This window comes from Pseudomonas sp. PSE1(2024) (genome assembly GCF_050990555.1).
Lineage (GTDB): Bacteria > Pseudomonadota > Gammaproteobacteria > Pseudomonadales > Pseudomonadaceae > Aquipseudomonas > Aquipseudomonas aphyarum.
Genome location: NZ_CP158967.1, coordinates 4,613,976 through 4,629,908, shown reverse-complemented (window position 1 = coordinate 4,629,908; position 15,933 = coordinate 4,613,976). Strand labels below are relative to the sequence as shown.

Annotated in this window: 14 protein-coding genes; 6 read left to right on the top strand and 8 right to left on the bottom strand. The window is 55.4% G+C overall.

From position 1 onward, the window contains the following. Positions 1-79 precede the first annotated feature (79 nt). Complete coding sequence (locus tag ABTV87_RS20970; protein ID WP_085607212.1) at positions 80-1,105, top strand: MraY family glycosyltransferase; 1,026 nt, start codon at positions 80-82, stop codon at positions 1,103-1,105. A gap of 82 nt (positions 1,106-1,187) precedes the next feature. Here ABTV87_RS20970 and ABTV87_RS20965 read toward each other — a convergent pair whose 3' ends face one another. The 6 genes from ABTV87_RS20965 to ABTV87_RS20940 form a co-directional block, all read right to left on the bottom strand. Next, the gene (locus ABTV87_RS20965; protein ID WP_256578480.1) at positions 1,188-1,583 is read right to left on the bottom strand and encodes a GtrA family protein; all 396 of its coding nucleotides are present in this window, start codon (positions 1,581-1,583) and stop codon (positions 1,188-1,190) included. A 5-nt stretch (positions 1,584-1,588) separates the two neighbouring features. Beyond that, positions 1,589-2,536, bottom strand: coding sequence for a WxcM-like domain-containing protein (locus ABTV87_RS20960; RefSeq protein ID WP_085607208.1), 948 nt, complete (start codon positions 2,534-2,536; stop codon positions 1,589-1,591). Beyond that, positions 2,533-3,468, bottom strand: coding sequence for a glycosyltransferase family 2 protein (locus ABTV87_RS20955; RefSeq protein WP_085607206.1), 936 nt, complete (start codon positions 3,466-3,468; stop codon positions 2,533-2,535). The genes ABTV87_RS20960 and ABTV87_RS20955 overlap by 4 nt, the downstream gene beginning before the upstream one ends. A gap of 1 nt (position 3,469) precedes the next feature. Beyond that, on the bottom strand, positions 3,470-4,579 hold the full coding sequence (locus ABTV87_RS20950; RefSeq protein ID WP_221533134.1) for a DegT/DnrJ/EryC1/StrS family aminotransferase: 1,110 nt from the start codon (positions 4,577-4,579) through the stop codon (positions 3,470-3,472). A gap of 75 nt (positions 4,580-4,654) precedes the next feature. Continuing rightward, positions 4,655-6,703, bottom strand: a complete 2,049-nt coding sequence (locus ABTV87_RS20945; RefSeq protein ID WP_433898292.1) for a hypothetical protein — start codon at positions 6,701-6,703, stop codon at positions 4,655-4,657. Further along, positions 6,700-8,865, bottom strand: coding sequence for a glucosyltransferase domain-containing protein (locus ABTV87_RS20940; protein WP_085607200.1), 2,166 nt, complete (start codon positions 8,863-8,865; stop codon positions 6,700-6,702). Before ABTV87_RS20940 ends, ABTV87_RS20945 begins: the two co-directional genes overlap by 4 nt. A gap of 414 nt (positions 8,866-9,279) precedes the next feature. On the opposite strand from ABTV87_RS20940, the gene ABTV87_RS20935 reads away from it, so the two are divergent. The 4 genes from ABTV87_RS20935 (at position 9,280) to fabF (ending at position 14,039) form a co-directional block, all read left to right on the top strand. Beyond that, positions 9,280-11,274, top strand: a complete 1,995-nt coding sequence (locus ABTV87_RS20935; RefSeq protein WP_085607198.1) for a polysaccharide biosynthesis protein — start codon at positions 9,280-9,282, stop codon at positions 11,272-11,274. A 110-nt stretch (positions 11,275-11,384) separates the two neighbouring features. After that, on the top strand, positions 11,385-11,720 hold the full coding sequence (locus ABTV87_RS20930; RefSeq protein ID WP_085607196.1) for a ComEA family DNA-binding protein: 336 nt from the start codon (positions 11,385-11,387) through the stop codon (positions 11,718-11,720). 217 nt (positions 11,721-11,937) lie between these two features. Further along, the gene (locus ABTV87_RS20925) at positions 11,938-12,732 is read left to right on the top strand and encodes an SDR family NAD(P)-dependent oxidoreductase (protein WP_085607194.1); all 795 of its coding nucleotides are present in this window, start codon (positions 11,938-11,940) and stop codon (positions 12,730-12,732) included. Between the two features lie 32 nt (positions 12,733-12,764). Continuing rightward, positions 12,765-14,039, top strand: a complete 1,275-nt coding sequence (gene fabF / locus ABTV87_RS20920) for a beta-ketoacyl-ACP synthase II (protein ID WP_433898291.1) — start codon at positions 12,765-12,767, stop codon at positions 14,037-14,039. Here fabF and ABTV87_RS20915 read toward each other — a convergent pair. After that, a complete protein-coding gene (locus ABTV87_RS20915) occupies positions 14,036-14,593 on the bottom strand; it encodes a TetR/AcrR family transcriptional regulator (RefSeq protein WP_433898290.1) in 558 nt (185 codons plus the stop codon). The genes fabF and ABTV87_RS20915 overlap by 4 nt on opposite strands. A gap of 175 nt (positions 14,594-14,768) precedes the next feature. Between ABTV87_RS20915 and ABTV87_RS20910 the strand changes: the two genes are divergently transcribed. Then, complete coding sequence (locus ABTV87_RS20910; protein WP_011335332.1) at positions 14,769-15,620, top strand: urea carboxylase-associated family protein; 852 nt, start codon at positions 14,769-14,771, stop codon at positions 15,618-15,620. A 45-nt stretch (positions 15,621-15,665) separates the two neighbouring features. On the opposite strand, the gene ABTV87_RS20905 is transcribed toward ABTV87_RS20910, so the two are convergent. Beyond that, positions 15,666-15,833, bottom strand: a complete 168-nt coding sequence (locus ABTV87_RS20905) for a DUF2897 family protein (protein WP_007950938.1) — start codon at positions 15,831-15,833, stop codon at positions 15,666-15,668. Between the last annotated feature and the right edge of the window lie 100 nt (positions 15,834-15,933).

Below are 15,933 nucleotides of genomic sequence, written 5' to 3'. Positions count from 1 at the left end.
CTCATGATCGGCCAGGCGGGCGCAATGGTTTTTGTTTGCCAGTGACGAATGCTGGCTTTTATTTGGAGCTACTGCCGCGATGAATTTCAGCTGGTTTGTGCTGATCGCTTTAATTATTTCGTTCCTTCTGACTGCTGTTTTGCGCCGGTATGCCCTTGCCAGAAGTCTGATGGATATTCCCAATGCCCGTAGTTCGCATACGGTCCCCACGCCAAGGGGAGGGGGTGTTGCGATCGTCGTGACGTTCCTTGTCGCCATGTGCTCGCTGTATGCTGCTGACTTGATCGCATTCAGAGATTTCGCTGCAATCGCCGGTGCTGGCAGCCTGGTGGCGATCATCGGATTCATGGATGATCATGGCCATATTGCTGCGCGCTGGCGTTTACTTGGGCACTTTTGCGCGGCGATCTGGGCGTTGGCCTGGTTGGGTGGCCTACCGCCCGTCAGTGTGTTCGGACAGGTCTTCGATCTGGGCTGGGGCGGGTTTGTATTGGCTAGCCTCTACCTCGTCTGGATGCTCAATCTCTACAATTTTATGGACGGTATTGACGGGATTGCCGGGGTCGAGGCGGTAACTGCGTGTGTCGGGGCGTGCGTGCTGTACGCCCTGGACGGGCATGTCGGGCTGATGGGGCCGGCCCTGCTACTGGCTGGTTGTGCGGGAGGATTCCTGTTGTGGAACTTTCCGCCAGCGAAAATTTTCATGGGCGATGCGGGCAGCGGCTTTCTGGGTATCGTCTTGGGCATTTTGTCGATACAGGCCGCCAATGCCTCATTTGAGTACTTCTGGGGTTGGTTGATCCTGCTCGGGGTGTTCATCGTCGACGCAACTTTCACCTTGTTGCGTCGATTGCTGCGCGGCGAGAAAGTGTATGAAGCGCATCGCAGTCATGCTTACCAATTCGCCTCGCGCCGTTATGGCAAGCACCTGCCGGTGACCCTTGTCGTGGGCTTGATCAATGTGTTTTGGCTCCTGCCGATTGCAGTGGCTGTCACGCACTTCAAGCTGAATGGCTTTGTCGGTGCCGTGGTGGCTTACGTGCCACTGTTCATTCTGGCGTTGCGGTTCCGCGCGGGAAAATCCGAAAAGGATGTTGCGGCATGAACATCGAGGCGGGATCAGCCTGATTGCGCTGATAGCGTTCAGCAATTAAAAAAGGCAGACGGATTATTCCGTCTGCCTTTTTTTAGCGAGTAACCGCTCCGGGTTTGACGAATACCAGCTTCGTCAATACGTATGTAAGTGGTAGCGACAGAATGATCGCCGCCAGTGGAGCCAGGTATTCAGGCAGCGACAGCTGTTTGACCCAGAACCAGACGACAAACATCCCCAATACGTATTGCGCGACGTAGACGAGTGGGAACAGCAGGATCGATTTGATCCCCTGGTGTTCTTTGAAGACAAGGAACCGGCTCATCACGAACGCGAAAACAATCCCGCAAACATAGCTGATCGAATAAGCCCATGTGTAGGGAAGTACACTGAGCAATATGAGATACAGCGCATACGTAATTCCGGTGTTCAGCCCGCCTGTCAGGAGGAACCGGAAAAACCTGATTTCCATCAGTTCGGAAATTTTCACGGCTATTAACCAATCTGCGCTTTTTTCTCGATCAGGAATTGATCGTAATCGCGTATGTAGTCGTCAGCAGCGTAATGCTCGGAAGCAAAAACCAGCAGCACCGCGTCCGCCGAGTACTTGTACTGAATACCCCAGGTCATTGCTGGCAGGAACAGGCCCAGTGTGTGGTGGTCCAGAACAAACTCCTGGCGGTGCTTTCCATTGTCGGCAACTACGTGCACGGTGCCTTTGACCGCTACCAGAAACTGGTGGCATTCGCGGTGAGCATGTTCACCACGTGTTTCAGCAGTCGGAACGTTGGTTACCAGGAAGTAACGCTTCACTTCGAACGGAACGTCCTTACCGCATTCGCCAACGCTCAGGCTGCCGCGCATATCGACGGCTTCCATCATGCGGTGCAGCGTAACGCCACAAGGATGGACATCTGATTGGCCGACTTTTACCGGGTTGTCTACGACTGTGCCTTCGGTAGGCTTGGCATCGACGTAGCCGATGATCTTCGCCGGGTTACCGACCACGATAGCATTCGGTGGAACGGATTTGGTGACGACCGCGCCTGCGCCGACCATTGCCGAGGTGCCAATGGTAATTCCGGGCAGAATCGTCGAATTGGCGCCCAGGGATGCACCTTTGCGGATGATGGTGCGAGAAAACGCTTCCGGGTAGATTTTGCTGCGTGGAAACTTGTCATTGGTGAACGTGACGTTCGGTCCTACGAAAACATCGTCTTCTATGGTGATGCCGTCCCAAACCTGAACGCCGCATTTGAGTGTTACCCGGTCACCAATGATGACGTCGTTCTCGACAAACACGTTGTCGCACACGTTGCACTCGGCGCCGATACGGGCGTTCGGTAATACGTGTGCAAACGCCCAGATACGCGAGCCTTTACCGATAGTGGACGATTCACAAATCGCACGGTCGTGAACGAAAAAATCGCGCGAATCAATCATTTATTGGCTCCAAACTCAGAAACTTTCATAGGGATCGCCAAAGGGCGCCCTTTGGTATTTTCATAGGTACGCCAGGCGTACGAACCGATCACGCCGAGCCCCAGCAGATTGAGGCTGCCCAGCAGGGTAATGGTAAACAGTGTCATGGCATAACCAGGGACATCGATCAGGCCGCCTATCTTCGCGAGGATTACACTGACGCCGTATAACGCCGAGAGTGCTGAGCCGGCTGCACCTACACGAATAAGCAGGCGAATGGGCAAGTCCGTGAACGAGAAGACACTGTCCATCAGATAGTTCACTTTCTTTCGCAATGTCCACGCCGACTTGCCGTGTTCCCGGGCAACTCGAGTGTAACTGACTACCTGTCGGCGGAAACCCAGCCAGAAAATCTGCGCGATCAAAGAGCTGTGGCGTTCTTCGAGTTTGAGCAGGTTGTCGCGAAACTCCAGGTTGCAGCCGAACATGTCGACGCCGCCGGCAGGCATTTCCGGGATAACGTAACGTTTGTACAGACCCCAGAAGGTTTTCGACGCCAGTTTAGACAGGAATGGATCGTCACGACCCTCGCGGACACCGACTACTACATCCACCGGCTCGGTATTCAACACCCGGTTCATGGTCAGCACCAGGCTTGGCGGCTCTTGCAGGTCGGCGGCCATTACGGCAAACGTGCGACCCTTGCCATGCTGCAAACCTGTACGTATCGCCATGAAAGAACCGAAGTTCTTCGACAGCAGAATCAGCTGGGAGGCAAAACGTTGCTCGGGCAGGCGATCTCGCAGGATCTCGTAACAGCGATCCGGGCTGCCATCGACCACGAAAACCACCTCAAGCGCGCCTTGAAGCTCGACGTTCAAATCATCGACGGCTTTGAGCAATGACGGCAGCGATTCCTCGTTACGGTAAACCGGAATAACCAGCGAAAGCACCCTAAATCTCCTGCTTGAAGTAGGCGCAAACCACTTCAATGACACGATCGACTTGCTGATCGGTCAGCCCAGGGAAGCAAGGCAACGAGACCAGTCGGGTGCATGCTGACTCGGTCACCGGAAGATTGAATGTTTCGCGCGGTGTATACGCTGTTTGCCAGTGGTCTGGAACTGGATAGTGAATATCGGTACTGACGCCATGCTCTTTTAGGTAGGCAGTGAACGCTTCACGATGTTCGACACGCATTACGAACAGGTGGGCAACAAAGTCGTCGCCCAGACTTGCAGGCAATTTGACTGGCAGTTGGCTGAAGGCTGCACAGTAGCGGCTGGCAATCGAGCGGCGCTGCTCGTTCCATTGGTCGAGAAGAGGCAGTTTGACCCGCAGGATGGCAGCCTGCATCTCATCGAGTCTGCTGTTACGGCCGTGCGGAACGGTAACGTGATATTTGGTCGACCAGCCGTATTGGCGAAGCGTGAGCAGGCGGGCGGCAATCTCGGAGGATGAAGTTACGATCGCGCCACCGTCGCCCAGTGCGCCGAGGTTTTTGGTGGGGTAAAAGCTGAAGCAGGCCAGGTCGCCGAACGATCCACAAAGCCGATTATCAGAGCGCGCACCGTGGGACTGGGCGCAATCTTCGAGCACGACCGCCCCGGCCGAGCGAGAAATGGCTGCCAGAGTTTCGATGTCTGCCAACTGTCCGTAAAGGTGCGTGACAATCACGACCTTCGCCGGTTGGGCCAGCGCCTTCTCCAGTGATTTCGGGCACATGGTCAAAGTGTTCTCATCGACATCGACATATACCGGCTCGGCGCCGACAGCGTGGATGGCGGTGCTGCTATAAAACCCGGCGTTGGCAACGGTGATAACCCGATCACCCGGGCCCACACCCATGCCCAGCAAGGCGATTTCCAGTGCTTCCGAGCCGTTCGCGACCGAGATGCAATGTTCTGCGCCTACATAGTTGGCGAACTCTCGTTCGAAGTTCTTTACTTCTTCACCCAAAATGTACCAGTGCCGATTAACGACGCGCATAAGCGGTTCGGAAAAATCAATACCGGAATTCGCCGCTACTGCAGAAAACAAAGGAATTTGATGATTTGCGTCCATGATCCATCCAGAATTTTTGACTGCGCACATGATAATGGCCGCAATTTTACTACACATTCAGACAGTGATGTCGGCTCAATCTGGCAGGTCTGAGCCGACGTAATCCGCCGATTTAGGGGTGGTTGGCCGTGTCAGCCACCATGCAGCCGTGAAGATCAGGCACGCAATCGCAGTGATCAGGTACGTCGAATGCGACATCCATGGTCCCTGACGCCCAAAGTACAGCTGCCACAATGGATCACTCATGGGTAAGCCCGATGCAAAGGCGCTGGCTATGGACTTGGCCAGCCAGAATAATGGGGTCGCCATCAGCAGGGAAAAATAAAGAATCAGCTTCGTGGTTTTATCCGAAACTCCGGATTGCGCAACGTACGCTACCAGAAATGGAAGAATGGCGATCCATTGGCGACTTTCGGAACCGACGACCAACAGTGGCAAGAATCCCAATATGGCAATTTGAACGGCGCGCACCGGGCGCGCGCTTCGATTGCTGGTCCACACTAGCTGCAAGGCAATAAGCAAGCATGGGCCAAAATAACTAAAGTGCGAGAGGATGGGTTTGAATGGCGTATTCAAACCTTGATAAAACATGTTCTGCACTAAGTCCGGGCCTCGGAATCCCTGGCTCCAGTCCAGTCCGAAGTAGAGAATTGCATGGCCGCACGCCGTCGCAATGGCGGCCAGGAAAAACCACTTGATGGACAATACTGGCAACGCACCATCACGCCCCAGAAGTCGACTCCAAAGCCAGGCAACGCCAATCAGGGCCAGAATCAAGTAAGTGGAGCTAAGCCATCTGAGTCCAGGAATGCCCGAGGCAAGTGTAGAACCGACATGTAATAGTTCGCTGTCTTCGATACGTGTGAACCACAGGCACGCATAACCCACCATGGCGGCAGCCAGACCTAGAAAAACCAGCATCCTGACTTTCATGCCGAAAGTCAGACGGTTGATGAAGGAAACTTGCGTTTCTGGCTGTGAGAAGGTGAGAAGCGTCAGCGGCAGGAGAAACAAGCCTGGCATGATCAATGGTGCTATCAGGCAGGTTGCCAGTAGCCATTTGAAGTGTTTGTGCGAAAAGCACCACAAGCTCCAGCACGACAGTACTATTGCCAAATGGTCGCTTAAAAGGGGGTAGTAAGTCGACATGACCAGGATTGGCCACGTCAAAAGTAAGGCAGTTGTGTACTGCACTGCCCGCCTGGTCGGGATGCCGGACTTCATCAAGTAGTCAGTAAATAGCCCGACGGCTACGCTGATACCGAGCACATTGAAAGACATCTGTACATATAAAAGCTGTTGTCTGGTCAGATCTAGCAGGAACTCTGCTACTACCGTTGGAAAAAAGCCCGTGAGGCGACTGATACGGTAGGGATCCGTGACAGGAATATGCCCGGAATTTTTCCAGTCGAACAGAAGATTCAAATAGGCGTTGCCGTCCCAGCCCGCACCATCGCCCACCGCAATAAGTCCGGTTAATTGATATACGGCTATCAAAAGAAGCGCCGCCAATACCGACATGCGATAGGCGATGCTTTCGTCGAAAATTATTTTCCCGAGGATGAACAGCGTGCAGCTCAGGATCAACCAATAAGCGAAAGTCAGCAGCGCTGCGCTATAAGCTATTTCCTTGAACCTGACCGAGTCGCTGATTTCGAACTTGATTTGCGGGTCGTCATTATCAAACGTCAATGTGACCGAAGACGCTTCGGTCGACAATGACGTTGGTGCATTGCCAGGAGCCAGAACGCTTAGCGGCAGCGCTTGCCGCAGACCCCAAAAGTTTATTTCGCCTTGACTGACACGCATCTCGGACGCAACGTTGTTGGGATCCCAGCGCAGGAAGCGCTGACCTGTCGCGACCGAGAAGCAAACACGCTGAGTACCGGCGTCGATCCTTTGCGAATCCGATTGTGATTCACTGAAAGCGCCAGATTCGCTGGACCAGAACAGTTGCGTCACGCCTTTGGATGACGAATCAATGCTCAAGCAAATGTTGTGTCTGGTGGCGTCGAACGTACCGGTTGCCTTGGCGAGATAAAGGGACGCAAGTGCTGCCAGCAAAGACAGCCCGGCAAGCGCAAGGTAGGCGAAAAAGGGTCGCATGCCTGCCTTGTTAATCATTGCGACTCGACTCGCTTGTACTGTGCGTGCGTCGGGTCGGCAACTTCGCTCAACTTGACAAGATAAACGCCGTTTTCATATCGCACGGAGCCTTCTGCCGGCCATACCGGCATGTTGTCAAAGTGCGGTGTCAACGGAATACGCAGCGCGTTGCCCAAGGCATAAACATTCGAGAAACCGATCAGGCGCATGTACTCCAGCATGCGATAGACGTTGCCTTGGTCCCAATCGAAAAACGAAGAACTCATGGTCGAGGTTTCCGGGCCTGGATAGCGGCTCGCGAATGGCATTCGTCCATAAACATCGACCATGATGCGTTCATTCTTGTCAAATTCGGGGTTGGCCTTGCTGATTCGATCGTAAAGCGCCTCGGCGGTGAATCGGTCGTGGGTCGTGGCCATCATCGTGCTTGCCGAGTATTGACCATTTACCGAAATCATCTGGAATAGCAGTGTGACTGCGAGCACAGCGCCGAAGATCCGCAACAGCCCCTGTTTTTCCAGAACGATGATCGTGGTGAACCACGCAACAAAGGAAATGGCCAGCATGGCGCGCAGAGGCAAATAAATACCTCCGGCGACGAAGTTCAGCAGGAATGGGGAGATCAACAATGCTCCGATGAGGAGAGTCATCCACAAAGCAGCTTTCCAAGTATTCTGTGTGACCAGGAAGAGGGCTGCAAATCCCAATGCGATGGCCGCACTGAAGAATGAAACGCCGTAGCTCAGAGGGGAGCCTGAGTAGAGTTTCCACGCTTCTAACAAAACCAGCTTGGTAATTAGAACAGGGTCCGCGATCAGTTCGTTGATACGCAGAAAGTTATCGATGTAACCACGGTCGGAAGGGTAAGCCAGTTGGGCAAGCTTGTTTATGATGACATAGAAAGCAACGCCGCCAACGAGGGTGCCGAGCAACAAGGCTGCACGCTGGATTGTCGGATAAATTGATAGTACGGCTGTCGGGTTGTCTTTTCGGAAGTTGAAAAGAACGACACCGAGACCGGCAACAATGTAGAACATGACCAGTGATTGGTAGGCGCCGATTGCCACGGACAGCAATACGCTGGAAAGCAACGCCAAGCGGGCAGTTTTGCCTTTCAAGTCGTCGCCGATACGGCATTTTGAAAATACAAAGATGCCGATCGACAGTGCCAGTACGCCTACACCGATCGAAGGAATGTTGGAGTAGAACTCGCCAATGAACCACCAGATCGGGTGCGCAATGAAAATGCAGTAGGCCAGGGCGGCAATCCAGCCGAAGGTGAGGCGGTGTGCCCTGATCAGGAACATGTACGCCAGTGCAACGCAGGCGTAAAAGAAAAGATTAGGAACGAAAGGCATTACTGGCTGAGGGAAGATAAATTTCTCTACCAGATAGGCTGTCCATCGGCCATCGGCGATCCAGATGGATGGGTCGGTACGGAAGGCGCCCCGCTCATCATCAACAGACAAAAAGAAATTGACGACCGGGATAATATTAAGAAAAACCCCGATGCCGAGTAACTTTGTGAATTCGTTAAGGCTGAAGTTTTCTTGTCTGAAGATTGATTTCAATTGTGCGGTATAACCGCGGTCACCCTGCAGGAAGTCTAGGATCCGTGAATGCCATTTGATCCAGGCAAGAATGGCAAATGCGCTGGCCAGTCCGAGCAAGAGCGCGAAAACGTAGCGCACTTTGTCGAGTAACTTGTAGTTAAGGTGAATGTTTATCTGTGGGTCAGTCGCACCCGACGGCGCTGTGAATTTGACAATGTTCGTTTCGCGGGCGGACGCCTCAATCTGTGCCATCGGCGTCAGGTTGTCGAGTTCAATAGAGCGGGTATAAGCCAGCACGCTGATCGTCACAGCCTTGACATAGAAAGAACCGGATTTTTCCAATGGGTCCCAGCGCAGATTCTCATCGTACCTTGGCAACGCAAAGCTAAATGTATGGTTCTCCATATCCAGTTTGCTGATTTTGGAATTTCTTTCCTTATAGTCATCCATGCGTTTGTAAAACAACTGGGACTGCGTCGCAGGGAATTGGCTGGTGCTGATACTGACGACAGGATCCAGCGCAGGGCTTTTCAACAGAATAAAAGCGATGACCAACGTCATGAAAATGCAGGGAAGGACCCATTTGACAATGTTTTTCAAGTTAATGCCGCGCCCTGTTGTTGTCACTTGCTTTCACTTCCTTTTCGTCATTCTGATTGTAATGTCTTCACTTTCGCTGTTGCTGGCCGTACACCAGTGAGCAGTCGCTTCAACAACCAAGCCTGTTCGTGCCCGGGGCATTGGAAAAAACATCCCAGGAGGGGGTTTCTTTTTTGATCCCGAATTCGCGGTGGCGAGGTGCAGGAAATTTGTTGCGCAGTATACTCACTCGACCATGATGTCGCAGCACAGACATCGCATGGTGCAGGTGACGGGTGATAAACAAATGGGGGCGGTGAGATCACCGTAAGACTCAGTGATGGCGGCTCTTGAGGGGGAACGTCCTCATCACATTCTTTTTTCTGTAACGAAGTTCACTACCTCCGTACAATGTACCCGCCGATTAACCAAAGGGAGCAGGCCAGATTGGTACAGGGGAATATGGACAGAATGCGCGAGTTCTTGCTGGGTTTACCGCGCCGCCAGAAGCGATTGATTCAGGTGCTTACAGATGTTTTGCTCGTCTGGGTAGCCTTGTGGTTGGCGTTTATCGTCCGTCTGGGTATCGACGAGATGGTCAATCCGTTGAAAGTGCACTTGTGGTTGTTTGTCTGTGCTCCGCTCGTCGCCATTCCTCTGTTCATCCGGTTCGGCATGTACCGGGCAGTGATGCGTTACTTCGGTAATGACGCGCTGGTGGTGATCATTAAAGCAGTCAGTCTGTCCTCGCTGATCCTGGCTTTGGTGGTCTATTGGTACAGTAATCACGAAGCCATCGTGCCGCGCTCGATCATCTTCAATTACTGGTGGCTCAGCCTGGTGATCATCGGCGGGCTTCGTCTCTGCATGCGCCAGTACTTCATGGGGGACTGGTTCACCGCCGCTCAGCACGTTCCTTTTGCCAATCGCGATGATGGGTTGACCAAAGTCGCTATCTACGGGGCGGGCGTAGCTGGCAATCAGCTTGTCGCTGCATTGCGCATGGGAAGGGCGATGCGTCCCGTAGCCTTTATCGATGATGACTCAGGAATTTCGGACCGCTCAATCTCCGGTCTCCAGGTCTATAAACCCAAACATATTCAACAAATGATTGACGTCACCGGTGCGCAAGAAATTTTGCTGGCACTGCCGTCTTCGACCCGTGCTCGACGCAGGGAAATCCTCAATATGCTGGAGGGTTTTCCTTTGCACGTGCGAAGTGTTCCTAATTTTACCGACCTGGCCAGCGGTCGCGTGAAGGTCGACGACATTCAGGAAGTCGATATCGCGGACTTGCTCGGGCGGGACGCGGTCCCGGCGCAGCATGATTTGCTTGAGCGTTGCATTAAGGGCAAAACGGTGATGGTGACGGGGGCGGGCGGGTCAATAGGCTCCGAGTTATGCCGGCAGATCTTTTCACTGGGGCCAAAATCGCTTTTGCTGTTCGAGCACAGCGAATTTAACCTTTACAGCATTCTTTCCGAATTGGAGCAACGCGCGGATCGCGAGTCGGTATCGACAAAGTTGCTGCCCATTCTCGGTTCGATTCGCCACCCGGAAAAAATACTGGATGTCATGAAGACCTGGAGCGTGGACACGGTCTACCACGCTGCCGCTTACAAGCATGTGCCGATGGTGGAGCACAACATTGCCGAAGGCGTGCTGAACAATGTGATGGGAACACTTAATACGGCTCAAGCCGCATTGCAGGCAGGGGTTTCGAACTTTGTGCTGATTTCGACCGACAAGGCTGTCCGGCCCACCAACGTGATGGGCAGCACCAAGCGTTTGGCCGAATTGATTCTTCAAGCCTTGAGTCGCGAAATCGCCCCCGTCCTGTTTGGCGACAAGGCCAATGTCTCCCGGGTCAACAAAACCCGCTTCACCATGGTCCGTTTCGGCAACGTACTGGGCTCGTCCGGCTCGGTGATCCCGCTGTTTCACAGTCAGATCAAGTCCGGCGGTCCGTTGACGGTTACCCACCCGAAAATCACTCGCTACTTCATGACGATTCCGGAAGCTGCGCAACTGGTGATTCAGGCAGGGTCCATGGGGCAGGGCGGTGATGTGTTCGTTCTCGACATGGGGGAGCCGGTAAGGATCGTCGAACTGGCAGAGAAGATGATCCATCTGTCCGGTTTGAGCATTCGCTCGGAGAGAAATCCGCAAGGGGATATTTCCATCGAATTCACTGGCCTGCGTCCCGGCGAGAAGCTCTACGAGGAATTGTTGATTGGCGACAATGTCGCTGCCACGCCCCATCCAATGATCATGACGGCCAATGAAGATCATCTGGCCTGGGATGTGCTGAAGGGCAGGTTGAGCGAGTTGCTCGGTGCCGTGAACAATGATGATTATTCGCGGGTTCGCCAGATTCTGCGCGAAACGGTCAGCGGTTATACGCCGGACGGGGAAATCGTTGACTGGATCTATCAGCAGCGTCGCCTCGAACCCTGATTGTTTCACATCCTGTAACGGACACGTTTTTGACAGGCTCCCATCATCGCCTAAGTTTGGAGAGCAGCTTCGGAAAAGCTGCTTTCTCAATTGATGATGGAGCGTCACTTATGCGTACCGGATATTTCTACTCCCTGATTTTTGCCTTGCTGACCAGCGCCTCTATTGCCGCCATTGCTGCGCCTCTGGCTACTTCCGAAGCGAACAAGGTGCCCGTGGTGATGGGCGCGTCAGCCACTTCTGAAAATCAGAAGGTCGATCTGAACGGTGCCGACGCGGCCACTCTGCAAAAGGAACTGGCAGGAGTGGGCGAGGCCAAGGCGAAAGCGATTGTTGCTTATCGTGAAACAAACGGGCCTTTTGCGTCCGTGGATGAGCTGCTGGAAGTGAAGGGGATTGGCAAGGCGATCCTGGATCGCAATCGCGACAAGCTGGAAGTGAACTAAGCTGATTGTTCAACGCCAAGGGGCCGGTCATTGACCGGCCCTTTTTGCTTCCCGCTTCCTTCAAGCGTTGCAGAAGGGCTACAGCCTTTCCGTCGGAAAATAGAAAATTACGGCTATCATATTGGTTTCAGATTATGCCTATAATAATTTCAGTCGCCACTGAAGCCCTCTGCTTTTCAGCGGTCGCTCATTTCTCATGCATTCCAGGAGTACCGTCATGAATTCCCCGAAATCCCAAGGCACGGCGCTGGTCACTGGCGCTTCTTCCGGCATCGGTGCGGTGTATGCCGAGCGGTTGGCGGCACGTGGTTTTGATCTGTTGCTGGTAGCTCGCGATCAGGAGCGTCTGGAGTCCGCGGCCAGCAAGCTACGGGACGCACATGGCGTTCAGGTCGAAGTGCTGAAGGCCGATCTGACCCAGAAGGATGAAGTGCTCAAGCTTGAGCAGCGCCTGCGCAGCGACTCCAGTATCAGCCTGCTGGTCAACAATGCGGGCGTAGCGGTAAACGGCTTGCTGGCCAATGCCGATCCCGAGGTGCTGGAGCAACTGATCCAGTTGAACGTCACCACGCTGACCCGGCTGGCAGCCGCAGCAGCCTCTGCGTTCACCCGCGCCGGGCGTGGCACGATCATCAACATTGCGTCGGTGGTCGCCTTGTTCCCCGAACGTTTCAACGCCACTTACAGCGCCAGCAAGGCGTATGTGTTGAGCCTGACGCAATCGCTCAATACCGAATTGGAAGGCACCGGGGTCAAGGTGCAAGCGGTACTACCCGGTGTGACCCGCACCGAAATCTGGGAACGCTCCGGTTTTGATGCCAGCGGCATTCCGGCGGAAATGGTCATGGAGGCGGGCGAGATGGTCGATGCCGCGCTGTCCGGTCTGGATCAGGGCGAGCTCGTCACGATTCCTTCGCTGCCCGATGCGGGCGAGTGGCAAGCGTTCGTCGCCGCCCGTCACGTGATGGCGCCCAACCTGTCCCACAGTTCGGCGGCCAGCCGTTACAAGTAAAAGTCTTTTGAGTCACGAGAGGTCAACCCGATATGGATCAGCGTAGAGTAGTTGTCACGGGTATGGGCCTGGTATCGCCCTTGGGAAGCGGCGTCGAAGTCGTCTGGCAGCGCTTGTTGGCCGGGCGTTCGGGATTGCGAAATCTGCCGGAAGCGGTAATTGCCGATCTGCCGACCCGGGTCGGCGGCGTGGTGCCGACGATGGAGGAGGACGCCGAAGCGGGTTTCGATCCGGATCGCGCCACGCCGCCCAAAGAACAGAAGAAAATGGATCGGTTCATTCTGTTCGCGATGGAGGCAGCCCGTCAGGCGCTTGAACAGGCCGGCTGGCACCCGACCGAGCCCCACGCTCAGGAGCGCACCGCGACCATCATCGGCTCCGGTGTCGGCGGCTTCGGTGCGATTGCCGATGCGGTGCGCACCACCGACAGCCGAGGCCCGCGACGCTTGTCGCCGTTCACCATTCCCTCCTTTCTGGTCAACCTGGCGGCGGGGCATGTCTCGATCCAGCATGGTCTCAAGGGCCCGCTCGGCGCACCGGTCACCGCGTGTGCCGCCGGTGTGCAGGCGATTGGTGACGCGGCTCGATTGATTCGCGCCGGTGAGGCCGACATTGCGGTGTGCGGCGGTGCCGAGGCGTCTATCGATCGAGTCAGTCTCGCCGGTTTTGCGGCGGCGCGGGCCTTGTCCAGCGGCTACAACGACACGCCTGAGCGCGCTTCGCGTCCGTTCGACAGCGGCAGGGACGGTTTCGTGATGGGCGAGGGGGCCGGGCTGCTGGTGATCGAGTCGCTGGAGCACGCACTGGCGCGCGGCGCACAGCCGTTGGTCGAACTGGTCGGTTATGGCACCAGCGCCGACGCCTATCATCTGACCGCCGGGCCGGAAGACGGCAGCGGTGCCCGACGGGCGATGACTCTGGCGCTAGCTCAGGCCGGTATCACGCCGGATCAGGTGCAGCATCTGAATGCGCATGCGACTTCGACGCCGGTGGGCGACCTCGGTGAACTGGCTGCAATCAAGTCGGTGTTTGGCGCACAAAACGCAATCGCCGTGACCTCGACCAAATCTGCGACGGGGCATCTGCTGGGTGCGGCGGGAGGTCTGGAGGCGATCTTCACGCTATTGGCGATCCGCGATCAGATCGTTCCGCCAACCCTCAACCTGGAAAATCCCGATCCGGCCAGCGAAGGCGTGGATATCGTCCACGGCGAGGCGCGGTCGATGCCGATCGAGTATGCGTTGTCCAACGGTTTCGGCTTCGGCGGGGTCAATGCCAGCGTGCTGTTCAAGCGCTGGCAGGCTTAGTCTTCGGAGCGTTTGAGGTGTTCGCGGGTGACGTCGAGGATCTGCTGCGCAAACTCAGGATCCTTGACACTGCGTGACAGCAGGAGCGCCCCGGCCAGTGTTGCCATGATGACGATGCTGCGCTCGGCGGCGTTCTCGCCTTCAAGGGTGCCTTCGATCTGGTCCAGGCGCGCCTTGAGCACTTCATCGCTGGTCGGGCTCGGCTGGCCGCGCAGCCCCAGTTCCGATGAAATGGTCAGCAGCGGGCAGCCTTCATGCGGGGTGGTCTGGTGCCACTCGGACAGATAAGTGTCGATGAAGGCTTCCAGCGGTTTTTCCTGGGCGAAGAGTTCGGCACAGAGCCCCGCGACCTGATCACCTGCTGCCTGCAGGGCTTTCTCTACCAGGTCGTCTTTCGATTTGAAATGCGAATAAAAGCCGCCATGGGTCAGGCCCAGCGCCTTCATCAATGGTTGCAGACCGGTCGCACCAATGCCGTCCTTGCGAAACCGCTCGGACGCTTCCTTGATGATGCGCTGATGGGTCTGGGCTTTATGATCCTGCGAGTAACGCATCTAAACTCTCCGCAACAAGATCGCCATCTTAACCAATGCAAATTGAATGGTGACTGTACTTCTACTTCTAAAAAAACGGCCGGTGACTCCGACATGTTCGTAACAGCCATCAACGGTTGGCACGGATAGTGGTTGCAGCTTGCAAAGTTGCCATCACTTGAGGAGCAGGAGAATCATGTACAAAGACTACCCGGCCGCCTATCAGGTCAGCAAAGGCTCGGCGTTACAGGTCAATACACCATTCTACGAACGGATTCGCGACCGCAAGGACGGGCGCACGCTGATCGAACAATTCGAAGTGCCGATCCGCACCGGGCGTGCCTGGCATGTTCCGGCAGGGCATGTGTTTCGTGTCACCACACCGGTCGGGCCCCAGGTGGGCGATTTCAATGTGTGGAACGCACACGATCCGCGCGAACGGATGTGGGCGGCGCGCACCCGGCAACTGCAGGGCGCTCATGTCAGCACCCATGACCGGTTGTGGTCGAACCTGCCTTTTCTGCGACCGCTGGTGACCATCACCGATGACAGCCTGGCCGACTATGGCATCGACGAGCACGGCGGGCGCCTGCACGATTTGCTCGGCACGCGCTGCGATCCTTATGTGAACAAAATGCTCACCGGCGAGGACTTTCATCATCACTGCCATTCCAACCTGACCCGTGCCGTACTTCCGCACGGCCTGACCGAGTTCGATGTGCATGACGTGCTGAACATCTTCCAGTGCACCGGCCTGAATCACGATGACCTGTATTTCATGAAGGCCTGTCCGGCGCAGAAGGGCGATTACCTGGAGTTCTTCGCCGAAATCGACTTGCTGTGCGCGCTGTCGACCTGCCCGGGTGGTGATCTGTCATTGGCGATGTGGGGGCCGGACGCGCAGGATCCGCTGACCGTGTGCCGCCCGCTCGGGGTGGAAATCTATCGTCTGGACGAGGCGCTGCTCGAAGGCTGGAGCCAGCCGGAACGCGCGGCGTACAAAGGCCTGCATGGCTTGCACATCGCCAAGGCCGACTGGGAAAAGTAATCGCCACAAAAAACAAACCCCGCCGATTCAGGCGGGGTTTTTCGTTCAGCGGTCCTGCGCGTCCTTGATGTCCGCTTCGGCATTGCGTTCAGCGACACGCTTGCGTTGTTCATCGGTCAGTTCGACCTTGTTGGCGGTGTCACGCAACATCATCAGACCGCCGACGATCGAGCCGATTGCAACGACCAGAATCAACCAGGCATACCAGGGCATAACGGCTCTCCTTAAAGGCAGGTCGACGGGCGAGGGTTTCGCCGTGCAACGCTGCATACCACTTTGAGCGAAGTGCATTCGCAGTGGTTCCATTCTAGGC